Source organism: Delftia sp. HK171 (assembly GCF_001886655.1).
Classification (GTDB): domain Bacteria; phylum Pseudomonadota; class Gammaproteobacteria; order Burkholderiales; family Burkholderiaceae_C; genus Comamonas; species Comamonas acidovorans.
In genome coordinates this window covers 5,947,596-5,974,135 of sequence record NZ_CP018101.1, presented here as the reverse complement: position 1 = coordinate 5,974,135, position 26,540 = coordinate 5,947,596, and the positions used below count along the sequence as shown (strand labels likewise).

At 70.4% G+C, this 26,540-nt stretch carries 22 protein-coding genes; 16 read left to right on the top strand and 6 right to left on the bottom strand.

Annotation, left to right across the window (positions count from 1 at the left end):
* The first annotated feature begins 4 nt into the window (after positions 1–4).
* From BO996_RS26730 to BO996_RS26695, 8 genes are all read left to right on the top strand, one after another.
* Entirely contained in the window at positions 5–382 is a 378-nt protein-coding gene (locus BO996_RS26730; RefSeq protein ID WP_071957225.1) for a hypothetical protein, read from the top strand.
* Positions 379–1,464 (top strand): CobW family GTP-binding protein, encoded by a 1,086-nt coding sequence (locus BO996_RS26725; protein WP_071956803.1) that lies wholly within the window; start codon positions 379–381, stop codon positions 1,462–1,464. Before BO996_RS26730 ends, BO996_RS26725 begins: the two co-directional genes overlap by 4 nt.
* A 46-nt stretch (positions 1,465–1,510) precedes the next feature.
* The gene (locus tag BO996_RS26720) at positions 1,511–2,509 is read left to right on the top strand and encodes a tripartite tricarboxylate transporter substrate binding protein (RefSeq protein ID WP_012207426.1); all 999 of its coding nucleotides are present in this window, start codon (positions 1,511–1,513) and stop codon (positions 2,507–2,509) included.
* A gap of 77 nt (positions 2,510–2,586) precedes the next feature.
* Positions 2,587–3,705: a porin gene (locus BO996_RS26715; protein WP_046239867.1), complete on the top strand. Its 1,119-nt coding sequence runs from the start codon at positions 2,587–2,589 to the stop codon at positions 3,703–3,705.
* Positions 3,706–3,836: 131 nt separating this feature from the next.
* Positions 3,837–4,817: a quinone oxidoreductase family protein gene (locus tag BO996_RS26710; protein ID WP_071956802.1), complete on the top strand. Its 981-nt coding sequence runs from the start codon at positions 3,837–3,839 to the stop codon at positions 4,815–4,817.
* Positions 4,814–5,809 carry a LysR family transcriptional regulator gene (locus BO996_RS26705; protein WP_043822138.1) on the top strand — a complete coding sequence of 332 codons (996 nt, stop codon included), beginning with the start codon at positions 4,814–4,816 and terminating at the stop codon, positions 5,807–5,809. The genes BO996_RS26710 and BO996_RS26705 overlap by 4 nt, the downstream gene beginning before the upstream one ends.
* Positions 5,806–6,696, top strand: coding sequence for a DMT family transporter (locus BO996_RS26700; RefSeq protein WP_012207422.1), 891 nt, complete (start codon positions 5,806–5,808; stop codon positions 6,694–6,696). The genes BO996_RS26705 and BO996_RS26700 overlap by 4 nt, the downstream gene beginning before the upstream one ends.
* 84 nt (positions 6,697–6,780) lie before the next feature.
* A complete protein-coding gene (locus tag BO996_RS26695) occupies positions 6,781–7,752 on the top strand; it encodes a LysR family transcriptional regulator (RefSeq protein WP_071956801.1) in 972 nt (323 codons plus the stop codon).
* Between the two features lie 48 nt (positions 7,753–7,800).
* Here the strand turns inward: BO996_RS26695 and BO996_RS26690 are convergent, their stop codons facing one another.
* Positions 7,801–10,068, bottom strand: coding sequence for a xanthine dehydrogenase family protein molybdopterin-binding subunit (locus BO996_RS26690; protein WP_071956800.1), 2,268 nt, complete (start codon positions 10,066–10,068; stop codon positions 7,801–7,803).
* A 14-nt stretch (positions 10,069–10,082) separates the two neighbouring features.
* Complete coding sequence (locus tag BO996_RS26685; RefSeq protein ID WP_012207419.1) at positions 10,083–10,556, bottom strand: (2Fe-2S)-binding protein; 474 nt, start codon at positions 10,554–10,556, stop codon at positions 10,083–10,085.
* A gap of 280 nt (positions 10,557–10,836) precedes the next feature.
* Here BO996_RS26685 and BO996_RS26680 point away from each other — a divergent pair, with 280 nt between their 5' ends.
* The 7 genes from BO996_RS26680 to BO996_RS26650 all read left to right on the top strand — a co-directional run bounded on the left by BO996_RS26680 (position 10,837) and on the right by BO996_RS26650 (position 20,662).
* Entirely contained in the window at positions 10,837–11,685 is an 849-nt protein-coding gene (locus BO996_RS26680; RefSeq protein ID WP_071956799.1) for a helix-turn-helix transcriptional regulator, read from the top strand.
* A 106-nt stretch (positions 11,686–11,791) separates the two neighbouring features.
* Positions 11,792–13,993, top strand: coding sequence for a TonB-dependent siderophore receptor (locus BO996_RS26675; RefSeq protein ID WP_071956798.1), 2,202 nt, complete (start codon positions 11,792–11,794; stop codon positions 13,991–13,993).
* 151 nt (positions 13,994–14,144) lie between these two features.
* Positions 14,145–15,287 carry an ABC transporter substrate-binding protein gene (locus tag BO996_RS26670; RefSeq protein ID WP_071956797.1) on the top strand — a complete coding sequence of 381 codons (1,143 nt, stop codon included), beginning with the start codon at positions 14,145–14,147 and terminating at the stop codon, positions 15,285–15,287.
* Positions 15,284–16,375, top strand: coding sequence for a FecCD family ABC transporter permease (locus BO996_RS26665; RefSeq protein WP_062794115.1), 1,092 nt, complete (start codon positions 15,284–15,286; stop codon positions 16,373–16,375). The genes BO996_RS26670 and BO996_RS26665 overlap by 4 nt, the downstream gene beginning before the upstream one ends.
* A gap of 2 nt (positions 16,376–16,377) precedes the next feature.
* On the top strand, positions 16,378–17,205 hold the full coding sequence (locus BO996_RS26660) for an ABC transporter ATP-binding protein (RefSeq protein ID WP_034397043.1): 828 nt from the start codon (positions 16,378–16,380) through the stop codon (positions 17,203–17,205).
* On the top strand, positions 17,202–18,944 hold the full coding sequence (locus tag BO996_RS26655) for an ABC transporter ATP-binding protein (protein WP_071956796.1): 1,743 nt from the start codon (positions 17,202–17,204) through the stop codon (positions 18,942–18,944). Before BO996_RS26660 ends, BO996_RS26655 begins: the two co-directional genes overlap by 4 nt.
* Positions 18,941–20,662 (top strand): ABC transporter ATP-binding protein, encoded by a 1,722-nt coding sequence (locus tag BO996_RS26650; RefSeq protein WP_071956795.1) that lies wholly within the window; start codon positions 18,941–18,943, stop codon positions 20,660–20,662. The genes BO996_RS26655 and BO996_RS26650 overlap by 4 nt, the downstream gene beginning before the upstream one ends.
* A gap of 4 nt (positions 20,663–20,666) precedes the next feature.
* On the opposite strand, the gene BO996_RS26645 is transcribed toward BO996_RS26650, so the two are convergent.
* Genes BO996_RS26645 through BO996_RS26630 form a run of 4 tightly spaced genes read right to left on the bottom strand, consistent with a single transcriptional unit; the run spans position 20,667 to position 24,876 of the window.
* Complete coding sequence (locus tag BO996_RS26645; protein ID WP_071956794.1) at positions 20,667–21,890, bottom strand: c-type cytochrome; 1,224 nt, start codon at positions 21,888–21,890, stop codon at positions 20,667–20,669.
* 12 nt (positions 21,891–21,902) lie between these two features.
* Positions 21,903–22,724 carry an ABC transporter ATP-binding protein gene (locus BO996_RS26640; protein WP_016450923.1) on the bottom strand — a complete coding sequence of 274 codons (822 nt, stop codon included), beginning with the start codon at positions 22,722–22,724 and terminating at the stop codon, positions 21,903–21,905.
* A complete protein-coding gene (locus BO996_RS26635) occupies positions 22,718–23,773 on the bottom strand; it encodes an ABC transporter permease (RefSeq protein ID WP_071956793.1) in 1,056 nt (351 codons plus the stop codon). The genes BO996_RS26640 and BO996_RS26635 overlap by 7 nt, the downstream gene beginning before the upstream one ends.
* Positions 23,770–24,876, bottom strand: coding sequence for an ABC transporter substrate-binding protein (locus BO996_RS26630; protein WP_071956792.1), 1,107 nt, complete (start codon positions 24,874–24,876; stop codon positions 23,770–23,772). Before BO996_RS26630 ends, BO996_RS26635 begins: the two co-directional genes overlap by 4 nt.
* 218 nt (positions 24,877–25,094) lie before the next feature.
* Here BO996_RS26630 and BO996_RS26625 point away from each other — a divergent pair, with 218 nt between their 5' ends.
* The gene (locus BO996_RS26625; protein WP_071956791.1) at positions 25,095–26,510 is read left to right on the top strand and encodes an O-acetylhomoserine aminocarboxypropyltransferase/cysteine synthase family protein; all 1,416 of its coding nucleotides are present in this window, start codon (positions 25,095–25,097) and stop codon (positions 26,508–26,510) included.
* The last annotated feature ends 30 nt before the right edge of the window (positions 26,511–26,540 follow it).

The following is a 26,540-nucleotide window of genomic DNA, read 5'->3' as shown; positions in this document are numbered from 1 at the left end:
GGTCATGGCGTCCGACCACGCCCTGCAGGCCGGCCGGCTCTGGGACCTGTGGTGCGCCCTGGCGCTGCGCCATGTCGCGCTGGGCGGTGCCTGCGCCTGCGGGGCGGGCGGCATCAGCCTGCGGCTGGAGGACTTCGAGCTGGACATCGTGGACTACCTGCAGGACGGGGGCGAGCGCTGCGAGCAGCCCGAGGTGGCGGCCTGGTTCCGTGCCCGGCCCGCACCCGAGCAGGGCGCGCAGCCGCTGCGCGGCCTGCTCGATGCGCTGGGCTCGGACGAAGTGCCGCAGGCCGTGGCGCAGTGGGCGCTGGCGCGGCTGGAGCGCACGCTGCGCTCGTTCGCCGAGGTGCATGGTGGGGTGCAGGGCGGGGTGGCGTCATGAGCGGGCATTTCTCCAGCCTGCTGGCCCTGCCCGAAGCGGCGGGCCAGCGCATTCCGGTCACCGTGCTCACGGGATTTCTGGGCAGCGGCAAGACCACGCTGCTCAACCGGCTGCTGGCACTGCCGGACCTGCACGGGACGGCCGTCATCGTCAACGAGTTCGGTGCGGTCGGCATCGACCAGGACCTGACCAGCCTGGCCTGCGAGGACACGGTGCTGCTGGCCAATGGCTGCCTGTGCTGCAGCGTGCGCGGCGATCTGGTGGAGGCGCTGGAGCGCCTGGCCCTGCGCGAACAGGGCGCGCCGCGCCGCGTGCTGATCGAAACCAGCGGCCTGGCGGACCCGGGGCCGATACTGCGCTCCTTCCTGGGCGAGCCCGCCGTGCGGGCGCGCTATGCGCTGGCCGGCGTGGCCTGCACGGTCGATGCCGTGCTGGGCAGCGCCACGCTGGCAGGCTATCCCGAAGCCGTGCGGCAACTGGCTGTGGCTGACCTGGTGCTGCTGACCAAGACAGATTTGCTGGGCGGCGCACAGCCCGCTGCGCAACTGCTGGCCCAGGTGCAGGCCATCAACTGCGAGGCGCCGCAAGGCATGGACCCCTGCCACCATGTGGCGCTGCTGCAGCGGCTGATGTCGGAAGGCGCGACGGGGCAGCAGGACGCCGCTGCGGGCATGCTCCAGACGCCCGGCTACCGGGCCATGGCTCCGGTGACAGCTCCGGTGACAGCGCCGGCAGGCACGCACCGCGACGGCATCTCGTCCTTTGTGCTGCAGCGCGACGAGCCCCTGCCCGCGCAGGCGTTCGGCGAATGGATGGACTGGGTCACGGCCATGCGCGGCGATGACCTGCTGCGCGTCAAAGGCATCGTGCACCTGCAGGAGCACCCGGACCAGCCCCTGGTCATCCATGGCGTGCAGCACCTGTTCGCCCCGCCGCAGACGCTGCCCCGCTGGCCGGGTGCCGACCGGCGCACGCGCATCGTCTTCATCACGCGGGGGCTGGATGCCCAGGCCCTGGACGACACGCTGAGCGTGCTCGTGCGCAGGCACAGGCGGCGCGCGCCGAACCAGGACCCGGGCTGAGCCACGCAACGGCCGGCCCATTTTCAAAAGAAACAGGAGACAAAGCATGAAAACTCTGACACGGCTGAAGGGGCCGGTGCTGGGCGCCTTACTGGGTGCGCTGGCTGCCTTGCCCATCGCCAGCATGGCCTCGTCCAGTGCGCCCGCCGCCTTTCCCGAGCCGGGCAAGATGGTCAAGGTCATCGTCCCGTTCGTGGCGGGCGGCGGCGTGGACAGCGCCGCGCGCCTGTTCGCCGAGCAGTTGCGCAAGCAGCTGGGCACGACGGTCATCGTCGAGAACCGCGTGGGCGGCAGTGGCGTGGTGGGCGGCCGCGCGGTGCTGGCGGCTGCCCCCGATGGCTACACCTTGCTGTTCTCGGCCGCCACGCATGTGCTGGCCAAGCAGGTGCTGGCCCATCCGCCCTATGACCCGCAGACCGACTTTGTCCCCGTGGCGCGCGTGGGCGAGGCGCCGCTGATGCTGGTGATCTCGCCGCAGCTGCCCCATAGCAAGCTGGGCGAGGTGCTGGCCGCAGGCGCCAAGAGCACGTGGACGGCGGCCATTCCCGCCGTGGGCGCACCCAGCCACCTGGCCACGCTGCTGCTGGCCCAGCAGGGCCGCATGCGCCTCGAGTACGTGCCCTACAAGGGCACGCAGCCCGCGCTGGTGGATGTGGGCGGCGGCCATGTGGACCTGCTGCTCGACTCCATGGTCTCCGTGCTGCCGCTGGCCAAGGCCGGCAAGGTGCGGCCGATTGCGATCACCTCCGGCAAGCGCAGCCCGCTGGCGCCCGAGGTGCCCACCATGCAGGAAAGCGGCCTGCCGCGGTTTGCCTACACCTCCTGGTACGGACTGTGGGCGCCCAAGGACACGCCTGCCGACCGGGTGCAGCGGCTGAACCAGGCCTCCAACGCGGCGGTGGCCGAGCTGGCCAGGTCCGGCGCCTTCGCGAGCCTGGGCATCGACACGGTTTCGGAGAGCACCGAGCAGTTCAAGCGCTTCATCGCCGCCGATGTGGCGCAGAGCGCCGCGCTGCTCAAGGGCGCGGGCTTCAAGCCCGAGTAGCCGGGCAGACACCGGCCCACGCCCGAAAAAAAAGAGCAAAGAGCAAAGAGCAAAGCAAAAAACCACAAGGAGACAACATGCAGGTTTTCATACGCCAGGCCCTGGCCGCCTCGCTGGGGCTGGCCGCCGCGCATGCGGGCGCGCAGTCCTCGGTATCGATCTCGGGCACCGTCGATGTGAGCGTCAGGCAGGTGCGCAACCAGGGCCTGGGCACGGTCACCTCGCAGGCCAGCGGCGCCAACTCCACCAGCAAGCTGGTATTGCGGGGGCAGGAGGACCTGGGCGACGGCCTGAGCGCGGGCTTCTACCTGGACGGCAGCCTGCTGGCCGACACCGGCGCCATGGGCGCCAGCGGCCCGTTCTGGGACCGGCGCTCCACGGTCAGCCTGGCCTCGCGGCAATGGGGCGAGCTGCGGCTGGGGCGTGACTGGGTGCCCACGCACTTGGTGTGGAGCGGCTTCGATCCGTTTGCCACGCTGGGCATCGGCAGCGCCAATGGCTTTCGCTCGTTCACGGCATCCCGCGCGCTGGGCCAGGCCTTCGGCACGGCGCCGGAGTCGCAGGCTGCCAATCCCACGCTGCGCGTGAGCAATGCGGTGGAGTATTTCCTGCCGGCCGGCCTGGGCGGGCTGCAGGGCGTGTCGGGCAGCCTGATCGCCACCCTGGGCGAGAAGGGCGCCACGGCGGCAGGCCAGACGCGCGGCAACGGCTTTCGGCTGGGCTGGGCGGGCGCGGGCTGGAACGTGGCGGGCGCGCAGTTCACCACGCGCAACACCCTGAGCGGCATCCATTTCAAGGACCAGAGCTACGGCGTCTCCTACGACTTCGGCTGGCTCAAGGCCAGCCTGGCCCAGCGCCGCTGGGTGCATGGCGTGGACCGCACGGTCAACACCCTGGTGGGCATGAGCGTTCCCGTGGGCAGCGGGGTGGTCAAGCTCAGCTATGTCAAGGCCGACCAGAAGGGCGCAACGGCGGCGCAAAGCGCCAGTGATGCCGACCTGTGGGCGCTGGGCTATGTGCACTCGCTGTCGCGGCGCACGGCGCTGTACGCGCATGCGGCCCGCATGTCCAACCGCAATGGGGCGGCCTTCGCCATTGCCGGGGGTGCGGCAGTCAGCGGCAATCCGGCCGCGGCCAATTACTTTGGCGGGCGCGCCTCCACGGCCTTCGAGCTGGGCATCCGGCACGACTTCTGACGGGGGGCGTGGGCAGCGTGCGCGCTGGTTCGTGGTCATTGCTGCACCCCATGCAGCAGTGAACTGCACGCCGGCCTATTGCTGCCGTCAATCGCTTCTTCTACGCTGCACCCATTTCACGGAGCAGCGAGATGAATCCATTGATCAAGGTCCGCATGGACGCCGCAGGCACCCCCGACACCATGCGCCTGGAGCCGGTCGAGGTGCAGGCGCCCGGCCCCGGCCAGGTCTGGCTGGAGCAGACGGCCATCGGCGTGAACCCGCTGGACGTGAGCCAGCGCAAGGGCGCTGTCGCCATCGCCTTTCCCTCGGGCCTGGGGCTGGAGGGCGCGGGGCGGGTGGTCGCCGTGGGCGAGGGCGTGACGAATGTGGCCGTGGGCGAGCGCGTGGGCTACGCCACGGGGCCGCTGGGCGCCTATGCCAGCGCCCGCCTGTATCCGGCCGAGCGCCTGGTGAAGCTGCCCGATGCGCTGCCTGACGATGCGGCGGCGGCCGTGCTGTTCAAGGGCATCACGGCGCAGTACCTGCTCAAGACCACCCATGCCGTGGGCCCCGGCAGCCGCATCGTGATCTATGGCGCCGCCGGTGCGCTGGGCCAGTTGATGTGCGCCTGGGCCAGGCACCTGGGCGCCCTGGTGATCGGCGTGGTGTCCAAGGCGGCCAGCGTGGAGCGCGCGCGGGCGGCCGGCTGCGACGAGGTCTTCGTGTTCGATGCGGCCACGCTGCCGGGCCAGGTGCTGCAGGCCACCGGGGGCCTGAAGGCCGACGTGGTCTACGACCCCATCGGCCGCACGACGCTGGGCGCCGCGCTGGACTGCCTGCGCCCGCGCGGCCTGCTGGTGTCCTTCGGCGCGACCTCCGGCCTGCCCGATCCCATCTCGGTGGCCACGCTCAATGCCAAGGGCTCGCTGTTCCTCACGCGCCCCTCGCTGGCCGCGCACACGGCCACGGCGGCCGAGTACCAGGAGCGCGCACGGGACGTGCTGGCCGCCGTGGCGGCCGGCATCATCGTGCCCGGCGTCTGGCGCCGGTATGCGCTGGCGGAGGTGGCGCAGGCGCATGGCGATCTGGAGCAGGGACGCTCCCAAGGTGCGATCATCCTGACCCCATGAACCTTCTGGACAGCCAGCACGCCGATGAACTGGCGGCCTTGGTGGCGCTGCATGAACAAGGCTCCTTCGCTGCGGCGGGGCGGGCCTTGCTGCGCCATCCGTCCGTGCTGTCCAAACGCCTGAACGCGCTGGAGACCCGGCTGGGCGTGCGGCTGGTGGAGCGCAGCACACGCCATCTGCACCTGACCGACGAGGGCCTGCGCCTGGTGGACAAGGTGCGCCAGGCGGCCGGCCTGATCGCCGATGCCCAGAAGGAGGCGGCCCAGGGCGCCTCGCAGGCGCGGGGCCGGCTGCGGCTGTCGCTGCCGGCCGCCATGGGACGGCGCTGGCTCAGCCCGCTGCTGGCCGAGTTTGCGCTGGCCCATCCGCAGATCGTGCTGGAGGTGGAGTATGCGGACCGCTTCGTGGACATCGTGGGCGAGCGCTTCGACGCGGCGGTGCGCATAGGCCGGCTGGCGGACAGCCGGCTGGTGGCGCTGCGGCTGGGCGGGCACCAGCGCATTCTGGGCGCCGCGCCCGCCTATCTGCAGGCCCACGGCACGCCGGTGCACCCCGAGGACCTGGCGGCGCACCGCTGCCTGGGCTTCACGGGACTGCAGTCGTTTCCGCAATGGGAGCTGGTGCACGGTGGCGCATCGGGCGATGTACCGCAGGGCCAGGCCCGGCACACCGTGCTGGTGCGCGGCCCCATGGTCAGCAATGACAGCGAGGCACTGCTCACGGCCGCCGTCATGGGGGTGGGCATTCTGGCCGGCGGCGACTGGCTGATGAGCGAGCACATGGCCGCAGGCCGGCTGGTGCGGGTGCTGCCGCAATGGCGCCTGGATGGCGCCTCGGGCATCTACTTCGTGCGGCCCTCGGCGGCGTTCAGCAGCGCGGCCATGACGGCGCTGCGCGACTGCCTGGTGCGGTGGTTTGCCACGCGCAGCCCCTGGCGCACGGGGCATGACACACTGGCGCCGCCCCTATCGTCTTGCGCATCCGCTCCATGACCCAAAAAACCTCGCCGCCCGCCATGGCGGCCGCCTTGCTTCCCTGGCTGTTCGTGCTGCTGTGGAGCACGGGCTTCATCGGCGCCAAGTTCGGCCTGCCCTATGTGGAGCCGCTGACCTTTCTGACGCTGCGCTATGCCATCGTCCTGGTGCTGATGGCGGCGGTGGCCCTGGTGCTGCGCGCGCCCTGGCCGCGTTCGGCACGGCAGTGGCTGCACATTGGCGTGTCAGGGCTGTTCGTGCATGGCGTGTACCTGGCCGGGGTGTTCACGGCCATCGCCCATGGCCTGCCTTCGGGCGTGACGGCCCTGGTGGTGGGGCTGCAGCCGCTGATCACGGCCCTGGTGGCTGGCACCTTGCTGGGCGAGTCCGTGCGGCCCCGGCAGTGGGCCGGGCTGGCGCTGGGCTTCACGGGCGTGGCCCTGGTGGTGGCGGGCAAGATCGCCTCGGTTCCGGTCCATGCCCTGCTGGCCATGCTGGTGCCGGCCGTGGTGGCGCTGGCCGGCATCACGGCCGGCACGTTGTACCAGAAGCGGTTCTGTCCATCGTTTGATCTGCGCACGGGCTCGGTCATCCAGTACCTGCCCTGCCTGGTGGCGACGGGGGCGCTGGCCCTGGCCACCGAAACCATGCAGGTGCGCTGGAGCGGCGAGTTCCTGTTCGCGCTGGGCTGGCTGGTGCTGGTGCTGTCCGTGGGCGCGGTCAGCCTGCTCAACCTGCTGATACGCCGCGGCGGCGCCGTACACGTGGCCAGCCTGTTCTACCTGACGCCACCGGCCACGGCCCTGATCGCCTGGGCCATGTTCGGCGAGACGCTGGGCGGCCTGGCGCTGGCAGGCATGGCCTTGACGGCAGCCGGCGTGTGGCTGGCGCGCCAGGGGCGCTAGCTTGCCCCACAAGCCGCGGGCAGGGCATGCGCAAAGGCGGGATACTGCGGCACTGTCAGCCCACGAATACCGGATTTCCGCACCATGCCCATCAATGAACTGCGCGCCATCGCCACCTTTGCCAAGGCGGTCGAGCTGGGCAGCCTGCGCCAGGCGGCGCTGTCCCAGGGCGTAAGCCCCCAGGCCGCCAGCCAGGCGGTGGCCCATCTGGAGCAGCACCTGGGCGTGCGCCTGCTGCACCGGACCACGCGCAGCCTGGCGCTGACCGAGGAGGGCCAGCGTTTCCTGCAGGACACCCAGCCGGCGCTGGCCGCGCTGGACCGCGCACTGAACCTGGCACGCGACAGCCGCGAGGGCATTGCGGGGCCGTTGCGCATCGTGGGCCCCAAGTCCTGCTTTGCGCCCGTGCTGATGCCGCTGCTCGATGAGTTCTGCCGCCTGCACCCGGGCATCGTCCCCGATGTGCGGCTGGACGACGGCATAGGCAACTGGGTGCTGGACCGGGTCGATGCGGGGTTTCGCATCGGCGCCTCGCCCGATGAAAGCGTGATCGGGCGGCGGTTGTTTCCCGTGCAGCTCATCGTCTGCGCGGCGCCGCAGTACCTGCAGCGCCATGGCGTGCCCCGGTCGCTGGACGAGCTGGCCGCGCATCGCTGCAGCATGTTCCGCCATGCGGCCACGGACACGGTGATGCCCTGGTACCTGCCGGTCGATGGCGAGCTCACGCACCGCTACCTGCAGCCGGCCCTGTCCACCAACGATGCCGAGCTGGAGCTGCATGCCGTGCTGGCCGGCCAGGTGCTGGGCCAGCTGTCCAACATCTGCGCGGCCGCGCACATCCGCGCGGGGCGCCTGGTGCCCGTGCTGCTGGCGCATGTCAGCGAGCACATCGGACTGCATGTCTACTACGGCAGCCGCGACGCGCTGCCCCGGCGCGTGCGTGCCTTCATCGACCTGGCCGTGCAGCGGCTGCAGGACTGCCCGGACTATGTGCTGACCATGGAAGAACTGGAAAGGGCGGCGGCCGCAGGTGCCGCCGCCCTTTCCGGGGGCTGACCGGGATCAGGTCCGGTCGTTCAGGCCAGATCGATCACGCCAGATCGATCACGCCAGGTCGAACGGCAGCTTGCGCACGGGCTTGCCCGTGAGCTGCGCCACGGCGTTGGCGAAGGCCGGTGCCAGCGGCGGCAGGCCGGGCTCGCCCATGCCCGTCGGCGGCTCGGCGCTGGGCACGACGTGGACGGCGATCTCGGGCATGTCGGTGATGCGCGGCACGGCGAAGTCGCCGAAGTTGCTCTGCTCCACCACACCGTCCTTGAGCGTGATCGCCGCGCCGGGCAGGCACATGGACAGGCCCATCAGCGCCGCGCCCTGCACCTGCGCCTCGATGGTGCGCGGGTTCACGGCCAGGTTGCAGTGCACGCCGGCCGTGGCCTTGTGCAGCACCGGGCGGCCGTCCTTGACCGAGGCCTCCACCACATAGGCCACCACCGTGTCGAAGGACTCGTGCACGGCCACGCCCCAGGCGCGGCCCGCGCGCAGCTGGCGCTTGCCGTAGCCGCTCTTGTCCACGGCCAGCTGCAGGGCCAGGCGATGGCGCGGGTGCTTGTCGCCGAACATCTGCATGCGGTAGGCCACGGGGTCCTGGCGGCTGCTGCGCGCGATCTCGTCGATCAGCGTTTCCATGACGAAGGCCGTGTGGGTCGATCCCACGCTGCGCCACCACAGCACGGGCACGTTGACCTTGGGGTGGTGCACGGTCAGGCGCATGGGCAGCGGATAGGGCTCGCGCATGCCCTCCACGGCCGTGGCGTCGATGCCGTTCTTGATCATGCCGCCCTCGAACATGGTGCCCGCCGTGATGGACTGGCCCACGATGGCGTGGTCCCAGGCCAGCACCTTGCCGCGTTCGTCGAAGCCGATCCTGGCGCGGTGCAGGTGCATGGGGCGGTAGTAGCCGCCCTTGATGTCGTCCTCGCGGCTCCAGACCATGCGCACGGGGGCGTTCAGGCCGGCGCGGCGCGCGGCCAGCGCCACCTGGCAGGCCTCGACCACGTAGTCGCTGGTGCCCACGCCCCGGCGGCCAAAGCCGCCGCCGGCCATCTGCACGTGCACGCGCACCTGTTCGGGCTTGAGGCCCAGCACACGCGCGGCGGCCATGCCGTCCACGCCCGCGAACTGCGTGCCCAGGTAGAGGTCGGCTCCCGCCTCGCCGGTCGCGCCCATCTGCACCGTGCAGTTGAGCGGCTCCATGGGCGCATGGGCCAGGTAGGGGAAACTGAACTCGGCCTCGATATGGCGCGGCGCCTTGTCCAGCGCCGAGATATCGGCGTCGAAGTGGCGCGCGCCGGGCTGCGCGGCCAGTTCGCGGTACTGGGCCAACTGGCGTTCGCTGTCCACCTTCTCCACGGCGTCGGTGTTCCATTGCGCCTTGAGCGCCTCGCGGCCCTTGCGCGCAGGCCAGTAGCCGGTGGCGATCACGGCCACGCCTTCGCCGCCACCGTCCACGGGCACGCGCAGCACGGCCTTGACGCCGGGCACGGCACGCGCCGCAGCGTCGTCCAGCGAGGCCAGCTGTGCCTTGAACACGGGCGGATGTGCAATCACCGCCGTCAGCTGGCCCGGCAGGTGCATGTCGATGCCGAAGCTCTGCTGGCCGCTGCTCTTGGCCCGGGCGTCGATGCGGCCCGTGGGCTTGCCGATCAGGCGGAAGTCCTTGGGATTCTTCAGCACGACGGTGGCGGGCACGGGCTGGGCCATGGCGGCCTGGGCCAGCTCGCCATACGACAGCTTCTTGCCGTTGGGGCCGAGCACGAAGCCCTCGCGCGTGCGCAGCGTGGCGGCGTCCACCTTCCACTGCGCGGCGGCGGCGGCCACCAGCATGGCGCGCGCACGGGCGCCCAGCTCGCGGTACTGGGTGTAGCTGTGCTTGAGGGCGGTGGAGCCGCCCGTCATCTGGATGCCGTAGCGCGGATCGGCATAGGCCGCATCGTTGCCGCCCAGGCGGGCGCGGACCTTGCTCCAGTCGGCGTCCAGCTCCTCGGCCAGCACCAGGGGCAGGGCGGTGTGCACACCCTGGCCGAACTCCAGGCGGTTGATGGCCACGGTGACTTCGCCGCTGGGCGAGATCTCCACGAAGGAGGCGGGCTGCTCGGTGGGCTTGAGGCCGGCGGCCTCGCCCTTGGCCGGCGCCTGCGCCATGGCGGGAAACACGCCCAGGGCCAGCGAACCGGCACCGGCGATCTTGAGGAAGCTGCGGCGGGGTATCTGTGCAAGGGTGGGCGCGTCGGCGATGGCCGCAGTGGCCTCGTCACGGTCCAGGATGTGCTGCAGGGCGCGCGGCAGTTCGGCGGGGTTGAAGGTGGTCAGCATGCGGCGTTCTCCGTTCAGCCCAGGGTGCGCGCGGCATCGGCCACGGCCGTGCGGATGCGCGCATAGGTTCCACAGCGGCAGATGTTGCCGGCCATGGCCGCGTCTATCTCCTCGCCGCTGGGCTTCTTGCCCTTGGGCAGCGACTTGAGGAAGGCCGTGGCGCTCATGATCTGCCCGCTCTGGCAGTAGCCGCACTGGGCCACGTCGTGGCGAACCCAGGCATCGCGCACGGCGGTGCCCACGCGGTCGGAGCCTGAGGTCATGGCCTCGATGGTGGTGATCTTCTGGCCCGCGGCCGCCGAGATCGGCGTCACGCAGGAACGTATGGCCTGGCCATTCATGTGCACCGTGCAGGCGCCGCACAGCGCCGCGCCGCAGCCGAACTTGGTGCCGGTCATCTCCAGCGTGTCGCGCAGGGCCCACAGAATGGGCGTCTCGGGGTCCAGGTCCATGGAAACGGTCTTGCCGTTGATGGTGAGATCGGTCATCGCAGTCTCTCCTTGTTGTGGGTCAGTCAGGCAGGGGTGGGGTCCCCGCAGTAGTGTCGTGCGCAGCTGCGGCCCATGGAAGCCGGGCGCCGTCGAGGCGCGAATATAGAAAGAGGCCTTGCTTGCAACTAGTCCTGATTTGCTTGATGCATTGGCAAGTGCAAGTTGCGAATGGGATGGCGATGGTCCATCCCGGTCCGGGGCCAAGGGGCGAGCGCCTGCAATGGCGGGATCATTGGTCGTATGATTTGAGAATAATTCTCATTCATATATTCGCAACGTGTTCCAGTGGAATTCCAGATTCGACAACCAGCTGTGCCTTGCGGCCGGCTGCCGCATGACGCAGGAGCCTGTGGAGGTCCGCGCGCCGGTGTTCCAGGGCCTGCAGATCATCGTGGCCCTCAACAGCAAGGTGCAGGCCGGGGTCAACGGCCGTCTGATGGAGGTGTCCGATGCCGGGGTCTACCTGGTGCTGGCCACGGGCCTGCATGAGGGACTGGACCGCTATGAATCCCACAGCCTTCAGCGCTATGTGCGCATAGGCTTTGACGCCGAGGCGGCGGAGCGCCAGGGCTTCGGGCTCGATCTCATCGCGCGCAGCGGCCACCACTGCTTCAACGACAACGATCTGCTGGTATTGCGCCAGGGGCTGTCGGCCACGGCGCGTGCGCTGGCCACACAGATTCTGGTCTGCCCCTATCAGGGGCCCATGCGTGATCTGTTCCTCAATGCCAAGAGCCTGGAACTGTCGGCTGCCGTGCTCCAGCAGTGCCTGCCGGCGGCGGGCGCGCAGGGGGCTGGCGCCGAGCTGTCACGCGCCGATGTGGAGCGGCTTTGGCATGCGCGCGAGGTGGCCACGGCGCACGCTCGCAGTCCCCTGTCGCTGGCCGAGCTGGCGCGCGAGGCCGGCATCAACGAGCGCAAGCTCACGGCCGGCTTTCGCCAGCTGTTCGGCATGAGCGTGTTCGAGCACCTGCAGCAGCACAGGCTGGAGCAGGCCTACGGCCTGCTGACTTCGGGCGGCTGCTCGGTCACGCAGGTGGCGCTGGAGGTGGGCTACAGCATTGCGCATTTCTCGACGGCCTTTCGCAAGCGCTTCGGCATCGCGCCCAGCGAGTTGCTGCGCTGAGCCGTCTCCGGCTAGCGAAAGCCAAACTCCGGCCAGCGAAAGCGGCGAGCCTTCCTCTTGCCTACAGTCGAATGCAATTGATTTTCATTTGCTTCGAGAGGGTTGAATGTCGCTGCCAGATTCTGCGGACCGGGATGCCGGCCCGCCCCGTTTTTCCATCACATCGATCGCGCTGGCCGTCTGCGTCCTGGGCCAGTGCGCCCTGGCCCGGGCGGCCGAGGAAAGGCTGCCCGAGGTGCAGGTCACGGGCCAGGCGGTCAAGGACCGGCCCACCGAGCTGACGGGTGGCTACGCGGCCCCGGGCGTCTCGGTGGGAACCAAGCTGCCTGCCACGCTCAGGGAGACGCCGCATTCGGTCTCCGTCATCACGCGCCAGCAGATCGAGGACCAGAACCTGCACACGCTGGACGAGATCATGGCGCAGACCCCCGGCGTGACTGTGGACCTGTCGGGCACGGGCGTCATTCCGGCCTTCTATGCGCGCGGCTATCCCATCGAGTACTTCCAGTACGACGGCCTTCCCGTGCAGACAGGCGGCGCTTCCTGGAGCCAGCCTGACATGGTGATGTTCGACCATGTGGAGACGCTGCGCGGCGCCGCGGGCCTGTTCAATGGCGCGGGCCAGCCCGGCGGCGTGATCAATCTGGTGCGCAAGCGTCCCACGGGCGACCGGCGCTTCACGGGCTCGCTGGGCCTGGGCTCCTGGAATGCGGCCCGTGCCGAGATCGACTACAGCACCCCGCTGAACGCCGATGGGTCGGTGCGTGCCCGCCTGGCGGCCGCGCACGACCAGCGCGACTCCCATGTGCGCTATGCCAGCAGCCGGCGCGATTCGCTGTACGGCATCGTCGAGGCCGACCTGGGATCGGCCACCACCGTCTCCTTGGGCGCCGGCCACCAGACGCGCGACTGGGTGCCGCCCATGATGGGCGTGCCGCGCTACGCCGACGGCGGCGACCTGGGGCTGGCACGCAGCACCTTCCTGAGCACGCCCTGGACGCACTGGGACTTCGAGACCACCCAGGTCTTCGCCGACCTCAGCCATTCCATCAATGCAGACTGGCAGTTCAAGCTGGCGGCGGTCTCCGACCGCGAGTCCAGCGCGCTCAAGTACGCCTATGTCTCGGGCGCGGTGGACCGCGCCACGGGCCTGGGTCCCCGCCTGATGGGTGGCGCCAATGACTACGACAACGAACAACTGTCGCTGGACGCCATGCTCAGCGGGGCCTGGCAGGCCTGGGGCCGGCGCCACGAGGTGGTGCTGGGCGCCAACTGGTACGACCGCGACGCGCGCTCGCAAGGCGGCAGCCTCCCGGGCTTTGGCGGCATTCCCGTCAATGTGTTCGACTTCGACCCCGCTGCCTACGCCGATCCGGGCGCCGTGCAGTGGACATCGGACTCGCGATCGCGCACGCGCCAGTACGGCATCTATGGCGCCGCGCGGCTGAAGCTGGCCGATCCGCTGACCCTGCTGCTGGGGGGGCGCTGGAGCTGGTGGCGCACCGACTCCGTTAACCAGCGCACGGGCGCGCAGACGGCGGACTACCGGCAGGACGGCCGCTTCACGCCCTACGCGGGCCTGGTCTTCGATCTGGACTCCCGCTGGTCGCTCTACACCAGCTATGCCGACATCTTCCGCGTGCAGAGCAACTACCGGGGCGAGGATGGCGGCGGACTGCCGCCCGTGGTCGGCGCCAACTACGAGGCCGGCATCAAGGGCTCGCTCAACGATGGCCGGCTGCAGGTGGCGCTGGCGGCCTTCCGCATCGTGGAGAGCAACCGCGCCGTGGCCGTGTCGCCCGTCATCGTGGACAGCTGCTGCTACGCCGCGCAGGGCAAGGTGCAGAGCCAGGGCTTCGACGCCGAGCTGGCGGGACAGATCGCCCCGGGCTGGCAGGCCATGGCCGGCTACACCTACAACACCAGCGAATACAAGCGCGATCCCAGCTATCAGGGCCAGTCCTTCAGGACCTTCAGTCCCCGGCATCTGCTGCGGCTGTGGACCACATACCGGCTGCCGGGCGCGCTCAACGCCTGGGATGTGGGCGGCGGCATCAACGTCCAAAGCGGCACCTACAGCGAGGGCGGCAAGCCCCTTGTTCGAGCCACCCAGGGCGGCTACGCCACGGCCAGCCTGCGCGTGGGCTACCGCATCAGCCCGCAGTGGAGTGCGGCGCTGAACGTCAGCAACCTGTTCGACCGCAGCTACTACATGCGCCTGGGCAGCGGTGGATTCGGGCCGGCCAACTTCGGCAATGTCTATGGCGAGCCACGCAATGTGCAGGTGAGCTTGCGCGGCCGGTTTTGACCCCCTGAGCCGCTTTGCGGCGTCTCCCTGAGGGAGACGGCAGCCTCGCTGCGGGGCGTTGCGGCCGGCTCAGGCCCTTGCTTGCTGTCCCAGGCTTTGGGGCGCGTCGGTTGCATTGGATATGCCGGTAACGACTGAGAGAAGAAAACAGATGCAAATACGGACAGGAATGCGGCGCGGGTTGCGCGCTGCGGTGGCGGCGCTGGCGCTTTGGAGTGGGCTGGCCCAGGCCTTGACCGTGACGGACATGGCGGGGCGCAGCGTGCAGGTGCCGGACCGCGTGCAGCGCGTGCTGTTGGGCGAGGGACGCATGGTCTACACCATGGCCCTGCTGGAAGGCCGGCAGGCCGTGGAGCGCGTGGCGGGTTGGCAGGGGGATTTCCGCCTGCTCGATACCCAGGGCTATGCAGCTTTCTCCAAGGCCTTTCCTGCCATGGAGAAACTGCCGCTGGTCGGCGGTGCCACGCCCGAAAGTTTCAACGTGGAACAGGCCCTGGCCGTGCGTCCCGATGTGGCCTTCATGGCCGTCTCGGGCGGTCACGGGCCCGCGCCCGACAGCGAGGCCGTGCGCCAGCTGCAGGCGGCGGGCGTGCCCGTGGTCTTTGTGGATTTCAGCCAGCATCCGCTGACCCATACCGTGCCCAGCCTGCGCCTGATGGGCCAGGTGCTGGGCCGCCAGCAGCGCGCCGAGGACTTCATCGCCTTCTACGAGCAGCGCATCGAGCGCGTGCGCCAGCGTGTCGCGGCGGCGCGCAAGAAGGAAGGGTTCCAGCGGCCCGCCATCTTCATCGACATGCTGGCCGGTCTGCGCGACTGCTGTGGCTCGCCGGGCAAGGGCAATTTCGGGGAAATGGTGGAGCTGGCCGGTGGCGACAACATCGGCGCCGGCCGCATTCCCGGTCCCATCGGTACGCTGAACCTCGAATATGTGCTGTCGCGCGATCCTGCCGTCTATGTGGCCACGGGCGTCTTCGCCAGCGGCCATGGCGGCGTGACGCTGGGCTACCAGGCCACGCCTGCCCAGGCGCAGGCCAGCCTGGCGACGGTGGCGCAGCGTGCCCAAACGCGCGAGCTGTCCGCCGTCCGAAAGGGGCGCGTGCACGGCCTGTGGCACATCTTCTACGACTCGCCGGAGCATGTGATTGCCGTCGAGGCGCTTGCCAAGTGGCTGCATCCCGAACTCTTTGCCGACATCGACCCGCTGCGCACGCGGCGTGAGCTGTACGAGCGCTTCATGCCGATTCCGATGACCGGCGTGCTGCTGACCGACCTGCCTTCCGGGGCCGGCCGATGAGCGCGGCCATTGAGGCCAGTGCCGTGGCGGCAGAGACGGGCGCTGCGGCGGCCGGTGCCGCGCAGCGCTACCGCCGCCGCCATGCCCGCCACGGGCTGGTGCTGGCGCTGCTGGCCCTGGCGCTGCTGGCCAGCCTGGCACTGGACGTGGCCACCGGCCCGTCGGGCATGGGGCTGGCACGGCTGTGGCAGGTGCTGGGAGATCCGGGCAGCGTGTCGCGCGTGGAGGCCGTCATCGTCTGGAACGTGCGCCTGCCCTATGCGCTGATGGCCGTGCTGGTGGGTGCGGCGCTGGCGCTGGCTGGCGCGGAGATGCAGACCGTGCTGGCCAATGCGCTGGCCAGCCCGTTCACGCTGGGCGTGTCGGCGGCCGCCGCCTTTGGCGCGGCCCTGGCCATCGTGCTGGGACTGGGCGTGCCGGGCGTGCCGGCGCAGTACGTGGTGTCTCTCAACGCCTTCCTCTTCGCGCTGCTGTCGGTGGGCCTGCTGTACGGGCTGGCCATGTGGCGCGGATTTGGCGTGCAAAGCCTGGTGCTGTTCGGCATCGCCCTGGTGTTCAGCTTCAACGCCCTGGTGGCACTGCTGCAGTTCGTGGCCGACCAGAACACCTTGCAGCAACTGGTCTTCTGGACCCTGGGCAGCCTGGCACGCGCCTCCTGGGACCGGATTGCCGTCATGGCCGCCGTGCTGGCGCTGTGCCTGCCCTGGTCCTGGAGCCAGAGCTGGTCGCTGACCGCGCTCACGCTGGGCGAGGACCGCGCGCGCAGCCTGGGCGTGCCGGTCACGGCGCTGAGAGGCTGGGCGCTGCTGCGCATCAGCCTGCTGTCGGGCGTGGCCGTCTCCTTCGTGGGCACCATAGGATTCGTGGGGCTGATCGCACCACACATCGCGCGCATGCTGGTGGGCGACGATCACCGCGTGCTGCTGCCGGCCTCGGCGCTGGCGGGGGCACTGATCCTGTCCATGGCCTCGGTGGCCAGCAAGACGCTGATCGAGGGCGTGCTGGTGCCCGTGGGCATCGTGACCTCGCTGGTGGGCATTCCCTTTTTCATGGCCATCGTTGCCCGCACGGGCCGGCAGGAGCGCTGAGCATGCCATTCCGCAACGCGCTGCATGTCAGCGATGTGCACATGGGCTATGGCGCAGCACCCGTGCTGCGCGGTGCCACTCTGGGGCCCTTGGCTGCGGGTTCGGTCAACGCGCTGGTGGGGCCCAATGGCGCAGGCAAATCCACGCTGCTGCGCGGCATTGCAGGCTTGCAGCGCATGCGCGGCGAGGTGCGCCTGGGCACGGCGCTGCTGTCTTCCCAGCCGCCGGTGCAGCGCGCGCGCCAGGTGGTCTATGTACCGCAAAGCCTGCCCGAACGCTCGCGACTGGCGGTGTTCGAGTCCGTGCTCAGCGCGGCCATGGCCGGCGAGCCCGCACAGGCGGCCCGTGGCTGGCCGTTGGCCGGCACGCATGAGGCCGAGACCGCCGTGGAGCAGGTGCTGCAGCGCCTGGAGCTGACGGCCCTGGCCGACCGGCCGCTGGCTGCGCTGTCGGGTGGCCAGCGCCAGATGGTGGGTCTGGCCCAGGCCCTGGTGCGCCGTCCGCGCCTGCTGTTGCTCGACGAGCCGACCAGCGCCCTGGACCTCTACCACCAGCACCGCGTGCTGGACGTGGTGACCGAGATCGCACACGAGCGGCAACTGGTGGTGCTGGCCGTGCTGCACGACATCAACCTGGCCATGGGCTGGGCAGACCGGATCATGGTGCTGGACCAGGGCCGCGTGGTGCGTGCCGGCAGCCCTGTCGAGGTGGTGGACAGCGCCCTGCTGCACGAGGTCTACCGCGTGCAGGCTGTCGTGGAAACGGTCAACGGCCGGCGTCTGGTCGCCGTGAGGCACGCGCTGGGCGGCCGTGGGCAGGAGCCGTCATGAGCACCTCGCTGGAACGTTGGATGGTGTCGCGCTCGCGCGCGCAGCTGGCGGCCACGGTGGCCTGCGGGCTGCTGGCCCAGGCCATGCTGGTGGTTCACGCGCTGTGCCTTGCTCGACTGCTGGCCCAGGCCATGGAGGGGGCGTCGCTGCATCCCTGGCTGGCGATCGGTCTGGCGGCCCTGGTGCTGCGCGGCGTCCTGGTGTGGCTGGAAGAGTGGTGGGCGCAGCAGGTGGGCATGCGCACGCGCGCCGTGCTGCGCGAACGCCTGCTGGCCCGGTTGATGCGCCTGGGGCCGGCCTGGGCTGCGGCCCGCCCCACGGGTGAGCTGCAGGCCACGCTGGTTGCGGCTGTCGATGCCGTGCAGGTCCATGCCAGCCGCCATGTTCCCAGCCTGCTGGGAGCCGTGCTCGGCTGCGCGCTGGCGCTGGGCGCCCTGGCCTGGGTGGACGCGGGCTGCGCGCTGCTGCTGGCCGTGTTCGTGCTGGGCCAGCCGCTGCTGGACCGGCTGTGGCTGCGCCGGCACATGCCCGGGGCCAGCGGCGTCATGGCGGCCCTGGCTGCCTTTGGGGCGCAGCTGCTGGACAGCCTGCGCGGTATGGAGACCCTTTGGGCCTTTGGCGCCGCGGCGCGCTGGCGCATGCGTCTGGCCGAACGGGCCGCCCGCCTGCGTGCCGAGTCCATGCACACGCTGCGCGCCACCTTGCTGCGCACCGGCCTGACGCGTTTCGTTGGCCTGGCCGGCATGGCCAGTGTCCTGGGGTGGGGCAGCTGGCAACTGGGCCAGGGCCGGCTGGATGCGGCATCGCTGCTCGCCGTGCTGCTGCTGTCGCGTGAGGCCTTCAGGCCGCTGGAGAGGCTGGAGAGAGCCTTTCATGCGGCCTGGGCCGCGCGCGACGGCCTGCATGCCATCGACGCGCTGCTGCACGCGCCGCTGCCCGTGCCTGAGCCGCAGCGGCCCGGACCTGCTCCTGCAGACGGCCGCATCTCGCTGAGCGGGGTGTGCTTTTCCCATGACCGGGGGCAGGAACCGGGGCGGCCCGAGGTGCTGCACGGACTGGACCTGGATATCGCCGATGGTGAATGGGTGGCGCTGGTGGGGCCTTCGGGCGTCGGCAAGTCCACGCTGCTGTCGCTGCTGTGGCGCGCCGCCGATCCCCGGCGCGGCATGGTCTGCCTGGGCGGCCGGGACCTGCGGGAGCTGAGCCTGGCGCAGTTGCGCTCCAGGGTCGCCCTGGTCGCCCAGGACACACTGCTGTTCAGCGGCAGCCTGGAGGACAACCTGCGCATGGCCAGCCCCCAGGCCTGCCTCCGCGACATCGAGGCTGTCCTGCGTGATGTGCAACTGGCCGATCTGGTGGACAGCCTGCCCCAAGGCCTGCAGACCGAGGTGGGCGAATTCGGCGCGCACCTGTCGGGCGGGCAGCGCCAGCGGCTGGCCCTGGCGCGTGCCCTGCTCAGGCGTGCGGCCGTGCTGCTGCTGGACGAGCCCACCTCCAGCGCAGATCCACGCACGGAGCAGGCCTTGCTGCAGGTGTTGCGGCCATTGCGGGGCCGCCGCACTCTCGTCATGGCCGCGCACCGCCTGGAGACGGCGCGCGAGGCGGATCGCATCGTGGTATTGGAAAACGGCCGGGTGGCCGAACAGGGCACGCACGATGATCTGCTGCGCCGCGGCGGCCGCTATGCACGGCTCTGGGCGGCGTCGCAGGCCAACAGGACGACGGAGGAGGCCGCATGATCCGCGATGAACCCCGCAGCTGGGCCGGCTTGCTGGCGCCGGTGGCGTCGCACAAGCGCCTGCTGGCAGCGGCGTTGCTGGCCGCCGCGCTGGCGCAGGCTACCGTGGTCGGCGCCTGGGTGCTGGCTGCCTGGATTGCCGGACAGGCCGCCATGGGCGCGCCGTGGACTGCGCTGCAACCGGCACTGGGTGCATTGGCCTTGACGGCGCTGGTGGCCGCGCTCAGCCAATGGTGGCAGACCCATGCCTCCCATGCGCTGGCGTTTGCGTTGATAGAAACACTGCAGCTGGGCATCTACGACGGGCTGGAGCGGGGCGCAGGCAATGCGGCCGGCCCGCAGCGCAGCGGCGACATCGCCGCCACCGCCACGGCCGACGCCGAGCTGATGGAGCACTTCTACGCCCACATGCTGGGCGAGCTGTCCGGCGCCCTGTGCGTGCCGCTGGCGGCGCTGGGCCTGCTGGCCTGGCTGCATCCGCTGCTCGCCCTGGCCTGGCTGCCCTTTGTTGCCTTGCCAGTGCTGCTGTCCTGGTGGCTGGCCGGCAAGGCGCAGCGGCAGGCCAGGGCGCTGGCAGCGGCCCAGGGGGAACTCAATGCCGATGTGGTGGAAGGCCTGCGCGGGCTGCGTGAACTGGCGCTGCTGGAGGCCGGCCCGCGCTGGCTGGCACGCATGCGTGACAAGGCTGCGGCGCTGTCCCCGCAGGTGCGCAGGCATGCGTCGCTTGCTGCGGGCCAACTGGCCACCGCGGACCCGCTGCCGGCCGTGTCGGCCCTGGCCATGGCTGCCGTGGCCGCCTGGCTGCTGGACCAGGGGCATATCGATGCCGCTTGGCTGCCGGCCGTGGTGGTGCTGGCCGGCATGGCGCTGGCGCCGCTGGCCGAAGTGGCGCAGGCCGCGCGCAGGCTGGGCGATGTGAAGGCTGGTGCCGACCGCATCGTGCAACTGCTGCGCCAGCCCCGGCGCATTGCGGACAGTGGAACCCGTGAGGCGCCGGCCACGGCGTCGCTGGACTTCTGCGGTGTGCATTGGCAGCGTGGCGGCGTACCCGTGCTGCGCGGACTGGACCTGTCCCTGCGGCCTGGCGAAATGGTGGCCCTGGCCGGCGCGTCCGGCGCCGGCAAAAGCAGCTGCGTGCAGCTGTTGCAACGCCTGGGCGAGCCTGACGCCGGCAGCCTGCGCATGGGCGGCATGGACATTCGTGAATTGCCGCTGGCCGTGCTGCGGCAGCAACTTGCCGTGGTCCGCCAGGAGGTGCATTTGTTCGACATCTCCATCGCCGACAACATCCGCCTGGGCCGGCCTGACGCCAGCGACGACGAGGTACAGCAGGCCGCCATGCTGGCGCAGGCCCATGGCTTCATCAGCGGGCTGCCGCAAGGCCATGCCACGCGCTGTGGCGAACAAGGCATGCGCCTGTCGGGTGGCCAGCGCCAGCGCATCGCCCTGGCGCGCGCGCTGCTGACCGGTGCTCCCGTGCTGGTGCTGGACGAGGCTTCCTCCCATCTCGACAGCGAAAGCGAGCAAGCCCTGCTGCGTGCGCTGGACGCCTTGCGCGAGCACCGTACCGTGCTGCTCATCGCCCACCGGCCCGCCATGCTGGCCCGCGCCGACCGCGTGGTCCTGCTGGAGGGCGGCCGCATCGTGGAGCAGGGCACCCACCGGGAGTTGCTCGCGCTCCAGGGCGCCTATGCCAGCCTCATGGCGGCGGATGCCTGATTCCTCAGTGCACAAACCCACCCTTGATGAACCGCACGGGTTCGGCATCCATGCGAGCGATCAGGGCCCCGAGGCCATCGGATGAGCCATCGGACGGGCCGGCGGTTGCCGCAGCGGCCGTCGTCGCCTCGACCGTCGTCCTCGCGGGCGTGTCCGTGCGGCAGACCAGGTCGTCCTCCGACCAGCCCTGGGCGCCCGGACGCGATAGCGCGCGCAGCCAGCCGCTGCGGTCGCCCAGCCATTGCATGCCCTGCAGCTGCTCCGAGCCGCTGAGCAGGGCCATGGCCTGCCAGGCGCGCGGGTCGTTGACGGTGCAGTCCAGGGCGCTGGCGGCGCGGTTGCCACCATCGGGCGACAGCTGCAGGCTGACCAGGCGCGGGTCTTCCTGCACCGGGCCGCTGCCTGCCACCACCCTCAGCCGCTGCTGGCGGCTTTGCCAGGTGCTCAGGCGGCGTGCGGGCTGGCCTGCGCACTGAACGGCCATGTCGGGAAGGCCCACGGGATAGGGCCAGTTGCCGGCGATCTGCAGCATCTGGCCTGCGGCGCGGGCCTTCATGAAGTCGATCAGGGCCCAGGCGTCGTCGCTGGACAGCCGGTCGGCCTGGCCGTGTGCCCGTGCGCCGTCGCCAGACTCCACGGGGCGGCGGTCATGAAGAATGGCCCAGAGCAATTCCCCATCGGCGCGGCGCCACAACAGCGGGCTGGTGAAGTTGGGGGGCCAGACCGGCTGGCTGGCGGCCAGCGGGCCGTGGCCCCGGCCATCGGCACCGTGGCAGGCCGTGCAGTGCTGGGCATAGACCGCGCTGCCGCGCGCAATGCTCTCCACGCTGAAGCCCGTGGGCGAGGCATGGAAGCTGGTGGCATGCGCGGGCACCAGGATCAGGTCGGCACGCGGCCAGGGGGCCAGCAGCAGGGCGAGCGCGGCCAGCGCGGTCAGCACCAGGGCCGGCAGGCGGATGCGACGCAGAACCAGTATCAGCGCCAGGGCCAGCACCAGCAAAACGATGGCGGTGGCCACGGCCGCCAGCGACCACAGCAGGCCCCGGGCCTGGCCCAGGTCGATCACCAGGTTTTCGCCGGACAGGCGCAGGGCCCAAGGCCAGGCGGGCTGCCCATCCACCATGCCGGCCAGGCCCAGGCCATGCAGCAGCTGCAGCAGGCCGACCTGGGCCTGCTGCATGGCGCCGATCAAGGGGTTGAGCCAGTCGGGGGAGTCGCTGCGTTGCATCGGAGGCGGGCGCTACCAGGTCTGGTCCAGGCCCAGGTGGCGCAGGGCCTCGTGGCGCAGCTCGGACAGGCGGGCGTGGCCGCGCTGGCGCGGGTAGGGCAGGTCCACATCGATCTCGGCCACGATGCGGGCGGGCCGCTGGCTGAAGACCAGCACACGGTGGGCCAGGAAGAGGGCCTCTTCCACATCGTGGGTGACCAGCAGCACGGAAAAGCCTGCGCGCTGCCAGATCTTGAGGATCTCGCTTTGCATGGCCAGCCGCGTCAGCGAGTCGAGCTTGCCCAGCGGCTCGTCCAGGATCAGCAGGCGCGGGTCGTTGACCAGGGCGCGCGCCAGGGCCGCGCGCTGGGCCATGCCGCCCGACAGCTGGTGGGGATGGCTGTCCGCGAAATCCTCCAGTCCCACCAGGCGCAGGGCCTCGTCGATGCGGTGGGCCTGGCTGTCCAGCAGTCCGCGTGCCTGCAGGCCCAGGGCCACGTTGCCGCGCACCGTGCGCCAGGGAAACAGCGTGGGGTCCTGGAAGACGACGATGCGCGAGGGATCGGGCTCGGTGATGGCCGTGCCGTCCTGCGCCACGGCGCCGGCCGTGGGCGCGTCCAGCCCGGCCACCAGGCGCAGCAGCGTGGACTTGCCGCAGCCGCTGGGGCCCAGCAGGGCGACGAACTCGCCGGGCCGCACCTGCAGGCTGACCTCGTCGAGCACCTGCAGCGCGCCCTGCCCCTGGCCGAACCAGTGGCTGACGGCCTGCACATCGATGGCCGCGCCGGCTAGGGCCGCCCCGGCGATGGCGGGCGTGGCTGCGGCGTTGGCGGCGTGTTCTGCGGCAATCACCATTTGACGGTTCCCTTCTGCCACGACAGCGTGCGGTCGCGCACGGTGAACAGCAGCGTGATCAGGCCCGAGCACAGCACGGCCATCACCAGCAGCGCCGTGTACATGTTGGCGTAGGCTGCCCAGCCCTGGGCCCACTGCAGATACCAGCCCAGGCCGGCCTTGACGCCCATCATCTCGGCCGTGATCAGCACCGAGAACGAGGCGCCCAGCCCCATGAACAGGCCCACGAAGACCTGGGGCAGGGCGGCCGGGATGGCCACGCGCAGCACCAGGAACCAGGGCGATGCGCCCAGCGTGCGCGCCACGTCGTAGTAGCTCTTGCTGACCGATGCCACGCCCGACCAGGTCAGCACGGCCACCGGAAAGAACGTGGCCAGCGCCACCAGGAACACGGCTGCCGAGTAGCTCGACGGCGCGAAGAAAAAGGCCAGCGGCAGCAGGGCCGAGGCCGGCACCGGCCCCAGGAAGCGCAGCAGCGGATGCACCCAGTAGCCCGCGATGCGCGACCAGCCTATCCACACGCCCGTGAGAAACCCGATCACCGCGCCGAACACGATGCCGTTGAGCAGCAGCCGCAGCGAATACAGCGTGGACAGGCCCAGGCGCTGCCAGTCCTCGTGCACCACGTCGATCAGGCTTTGCGGTGGCGCGAAGAACGGCGGCGGCAGCGCGCCGAGCTTGGCCGTCAGCGTCTCCCACAGCGCCAGCAGCAGCGGCGCGGCCACCAGCCAGGCACCGGCCGGGCGCAGCCAGCGGTCGATGCGCCGTGCTGCCCGTACGGGTCGCACAGGCAGCGCGGCCGAGGCCAGCAGCAAAAGGGACACGGCCAGGGCGGCAATGCCGAACTCCTGCGTGAACGCCCATTCGCTGAAGCCGATCTCCTTGTTGGGCCACAGCAGGGTCAGCATGCCCAGGCCGGCCCAGGCGGCGGCGGCCAGCAGGCCGGTGCGCCAGGGGCCTGCCTTGCGCGTGCCCTGCGCCTGTTCCCGCTCCAGGCCGGGTGCGGCATCCGTGGCGCCCAGGCGCCAGCGTGGTCTTGCGGTGCTCATGCGAGGACGTCCAGCGTGATGTGGCTGGCAAAGCGGCCAGGGTCGGTCTGCTTCTTGAGCACGCCGGCCGTGCGGAAGTCGGCCGCAAAGGCCTGGACCTCGTCGCGCAGCGGCTTGCCGTGCGGATGGTGCTTGAAGGTCAGCTCGGCCAGCAGGCGTTGCAGGTCCTCGACAGGCACCTTGGGCGAGTACTTGGCAAAGATCTTCGCCGTTTCGTTGGGGTTCTCGGCGATGTAGTCCGAGGCCTGGGTCAGCGCGCGCACCACGCTGGCCGCTGCGGGCTTGTTGGCCCGGGCGAACTTTGCGCCTGCGCCGATCACGCAGCAAATGCTTTCGGCGTACTCGTTCTTGGCGCTGTTGCCCAGTTCGAGGAAGGTGCCGGGGTTGCGTTTCTCGATCAGGTAGAGATTCGGGTCGCCGTCGGCAATGGCCTGGATCTCGCCCTTCTTGGCGGCCACATCCAGCAGGTCGGCCGGGTAGACGCGCCATTCGATGTCCTTGTCCACATCCAGGCCGCGCTTGGCCAGGTGGATGGAATAGAACTGCTTGGCCGGGCTGTTGAGATCGGCCACGCCGATGGTCTTGCCCTTGAGCGTGCTGGGGTCCAGCGTGACGCCGGCCGACTTCAGGCCGACCAGGCGCAGGCAGCCGCCGTGCACGCTGCCGATGAGCTTGACATCCAGCCCCGCCTCCAGCGGCTTGATCCAGCGGTGGATCAGGCCCGCGCCCGCATCGGCCTTGCCCGTGGCCAGCGCCTCCAGCAACTGGTCGGCCGAGCCGCCCCAGTTCAGCAGTTCCACGTCCAGGCCGTTGCGCTCGAAGAAGCCGCGCTCCAGCGCCACGGGAATGGGCGAATGGCAGAAGCTGGCCTGGCTCCAGGCAAAGGTGATCTTCTGGCGCGGCTGCGCCCCGGCGCGGCCGCTGAACCAGGCGGCCGAGCCCAGCGCGCCGGCTGCGGCGCCGGCGCGGATCAGGGTGCGGCGCGAGAGCGAGGGCTCGGCCGCCTCGGGAGCATCGAGCGCTCCGAAAGCACCGCAATCGGCGCCATGGGCGCAGCGGCTGTCCTGGGTCCTGTCGATCTCGGTCTGGGTCTTGCGGGTCATGGAACTCCCTCCAAAGCAGTTTCGGGACTGCCGATGCTGTCCGCTGAGTGCCGTGTTTCCAACGACGCAAAACGCGCATCCATATGTGCGTGGCAACTAGGAAGGGCGCGGCCCGGCGACATGCGCAAACCGAATAAGCGAACGCGTTTTTCTTCGTAGTGCGCAGGGCGCGGGCTTCGAATAATGGGCTGCATCGACCACTCATACGGAGTCCATGCATGACCTCAGCGACCGGCACCGAGTCCGCCCCGCACGACGCAGCCAGCGATGCGCTGTGGCAGCAGGACACCCAGGCCCTGCACGCCGGCTACCGGGGGCGAGAGCAGCAGCGCAGCGCGGCCGTGCCCATCTACCAGAGCACCTCCTTCGTGTTCGACAGCGCCCAGCACGGCGCCAACCTGTTCGGCCTGGTGGAGGAGGGCGATGTGTACTCGCGCACGGCCAACCCCACGCTGGCGGTGCTGGAGCAGCGCATTGCGGCTCTCGAAGGCGGCGTGGCCGCGCTGGCCCTGGCCTCGGGCATGGCCGCCATCGATGTGGCGCTGGCCACGCTGGCCAGTGCGGGCGACCATGTGGTCGTGGCCTCGCAGCTGTATGGCGGCACGCACAACTTCATCGCCCATGTGCTGGCCTCGCGCGGTGTGCAGAGCACGGCCGTGGCCAAGGATGATTTCCAGGCGTTGCGCCGGGCGATAGGGCCGCGCACCAAGGCCGTGTTCGTGGAGTCCGTGGGCAATCCATCGGGCGGCATTGCCGACCTGCGCCAGCTGGCCGATATCAGCCATGCGGCGGGCGTGGCCCTGGTGGTGGACAACACCGTGGCTTCGCCGCTGCTGCTGCGGCCCTTCGACTGGGGCGCCGACATCGTCGTGCATTCGGCCACCAAGGCCATCGGCGGACACGGCAATGTGCTGGGCGGGCTGATCGTGGACAGCGGCCGCTTCGACTGGGTGGCGCACGCGGGGCGCTACCCGCAGTTCAGCGCGCCTGAGCCGGCCTACCAGGGCTTTGTCTTCACCGAGAAATTTCCCGACCGGGCCTTCATCGCGCGGGCCCGTGCCGTGCTGCTGCGCAACTGCGGCGCGGCGCTGGCGCCGCACAGCGCCTTCCTGCTGCTGCAGGGCCTGGAGACACTGGGCCTGCGCCAGGAGCGCGCCAGCCGCAACACGCTGGCCGTGATCGATTTCCTGCAGCGCCATCCGCTGGTGGAGCGCATACACCACGCCAGCCAGAGCAGCCACGCCGACCACGCGCTGGCCCTGCGCCAGCTGCGCGGCGGGCATGTGCCGGCGCTGCTGGGCTTCGAGCTGCGCGGTGGCCGCCCGGCGGCGCGCGCCTTCTATGACGCGCTGCGCCTGTTCCTGCGCCTGGTCAACATCGGCGACAGCAAGTCGCTGGCCGCCATTCCTGCCGAGACCACGCACAGCCTGCTCAGCGACGACGAACTGGCGCGCGTGGGCATTGCGCCCGGGCTGGTGCGCCTGTCCATCGGCATAGAGCACCCGCAGGACCTGCTGGCCGACCTGGCGCAGGCGCTGGAGCAGGCGCAGGGCCAGGCGGTGTCGGCTGCCGAACGCGAACAAGACCGCAAACAAAACCGCGAGCAAGACCGCGATCAGCGCCTGGCGGCCTGAGCGCCCCTTCCTTCCCACTTCCCTGGCAGC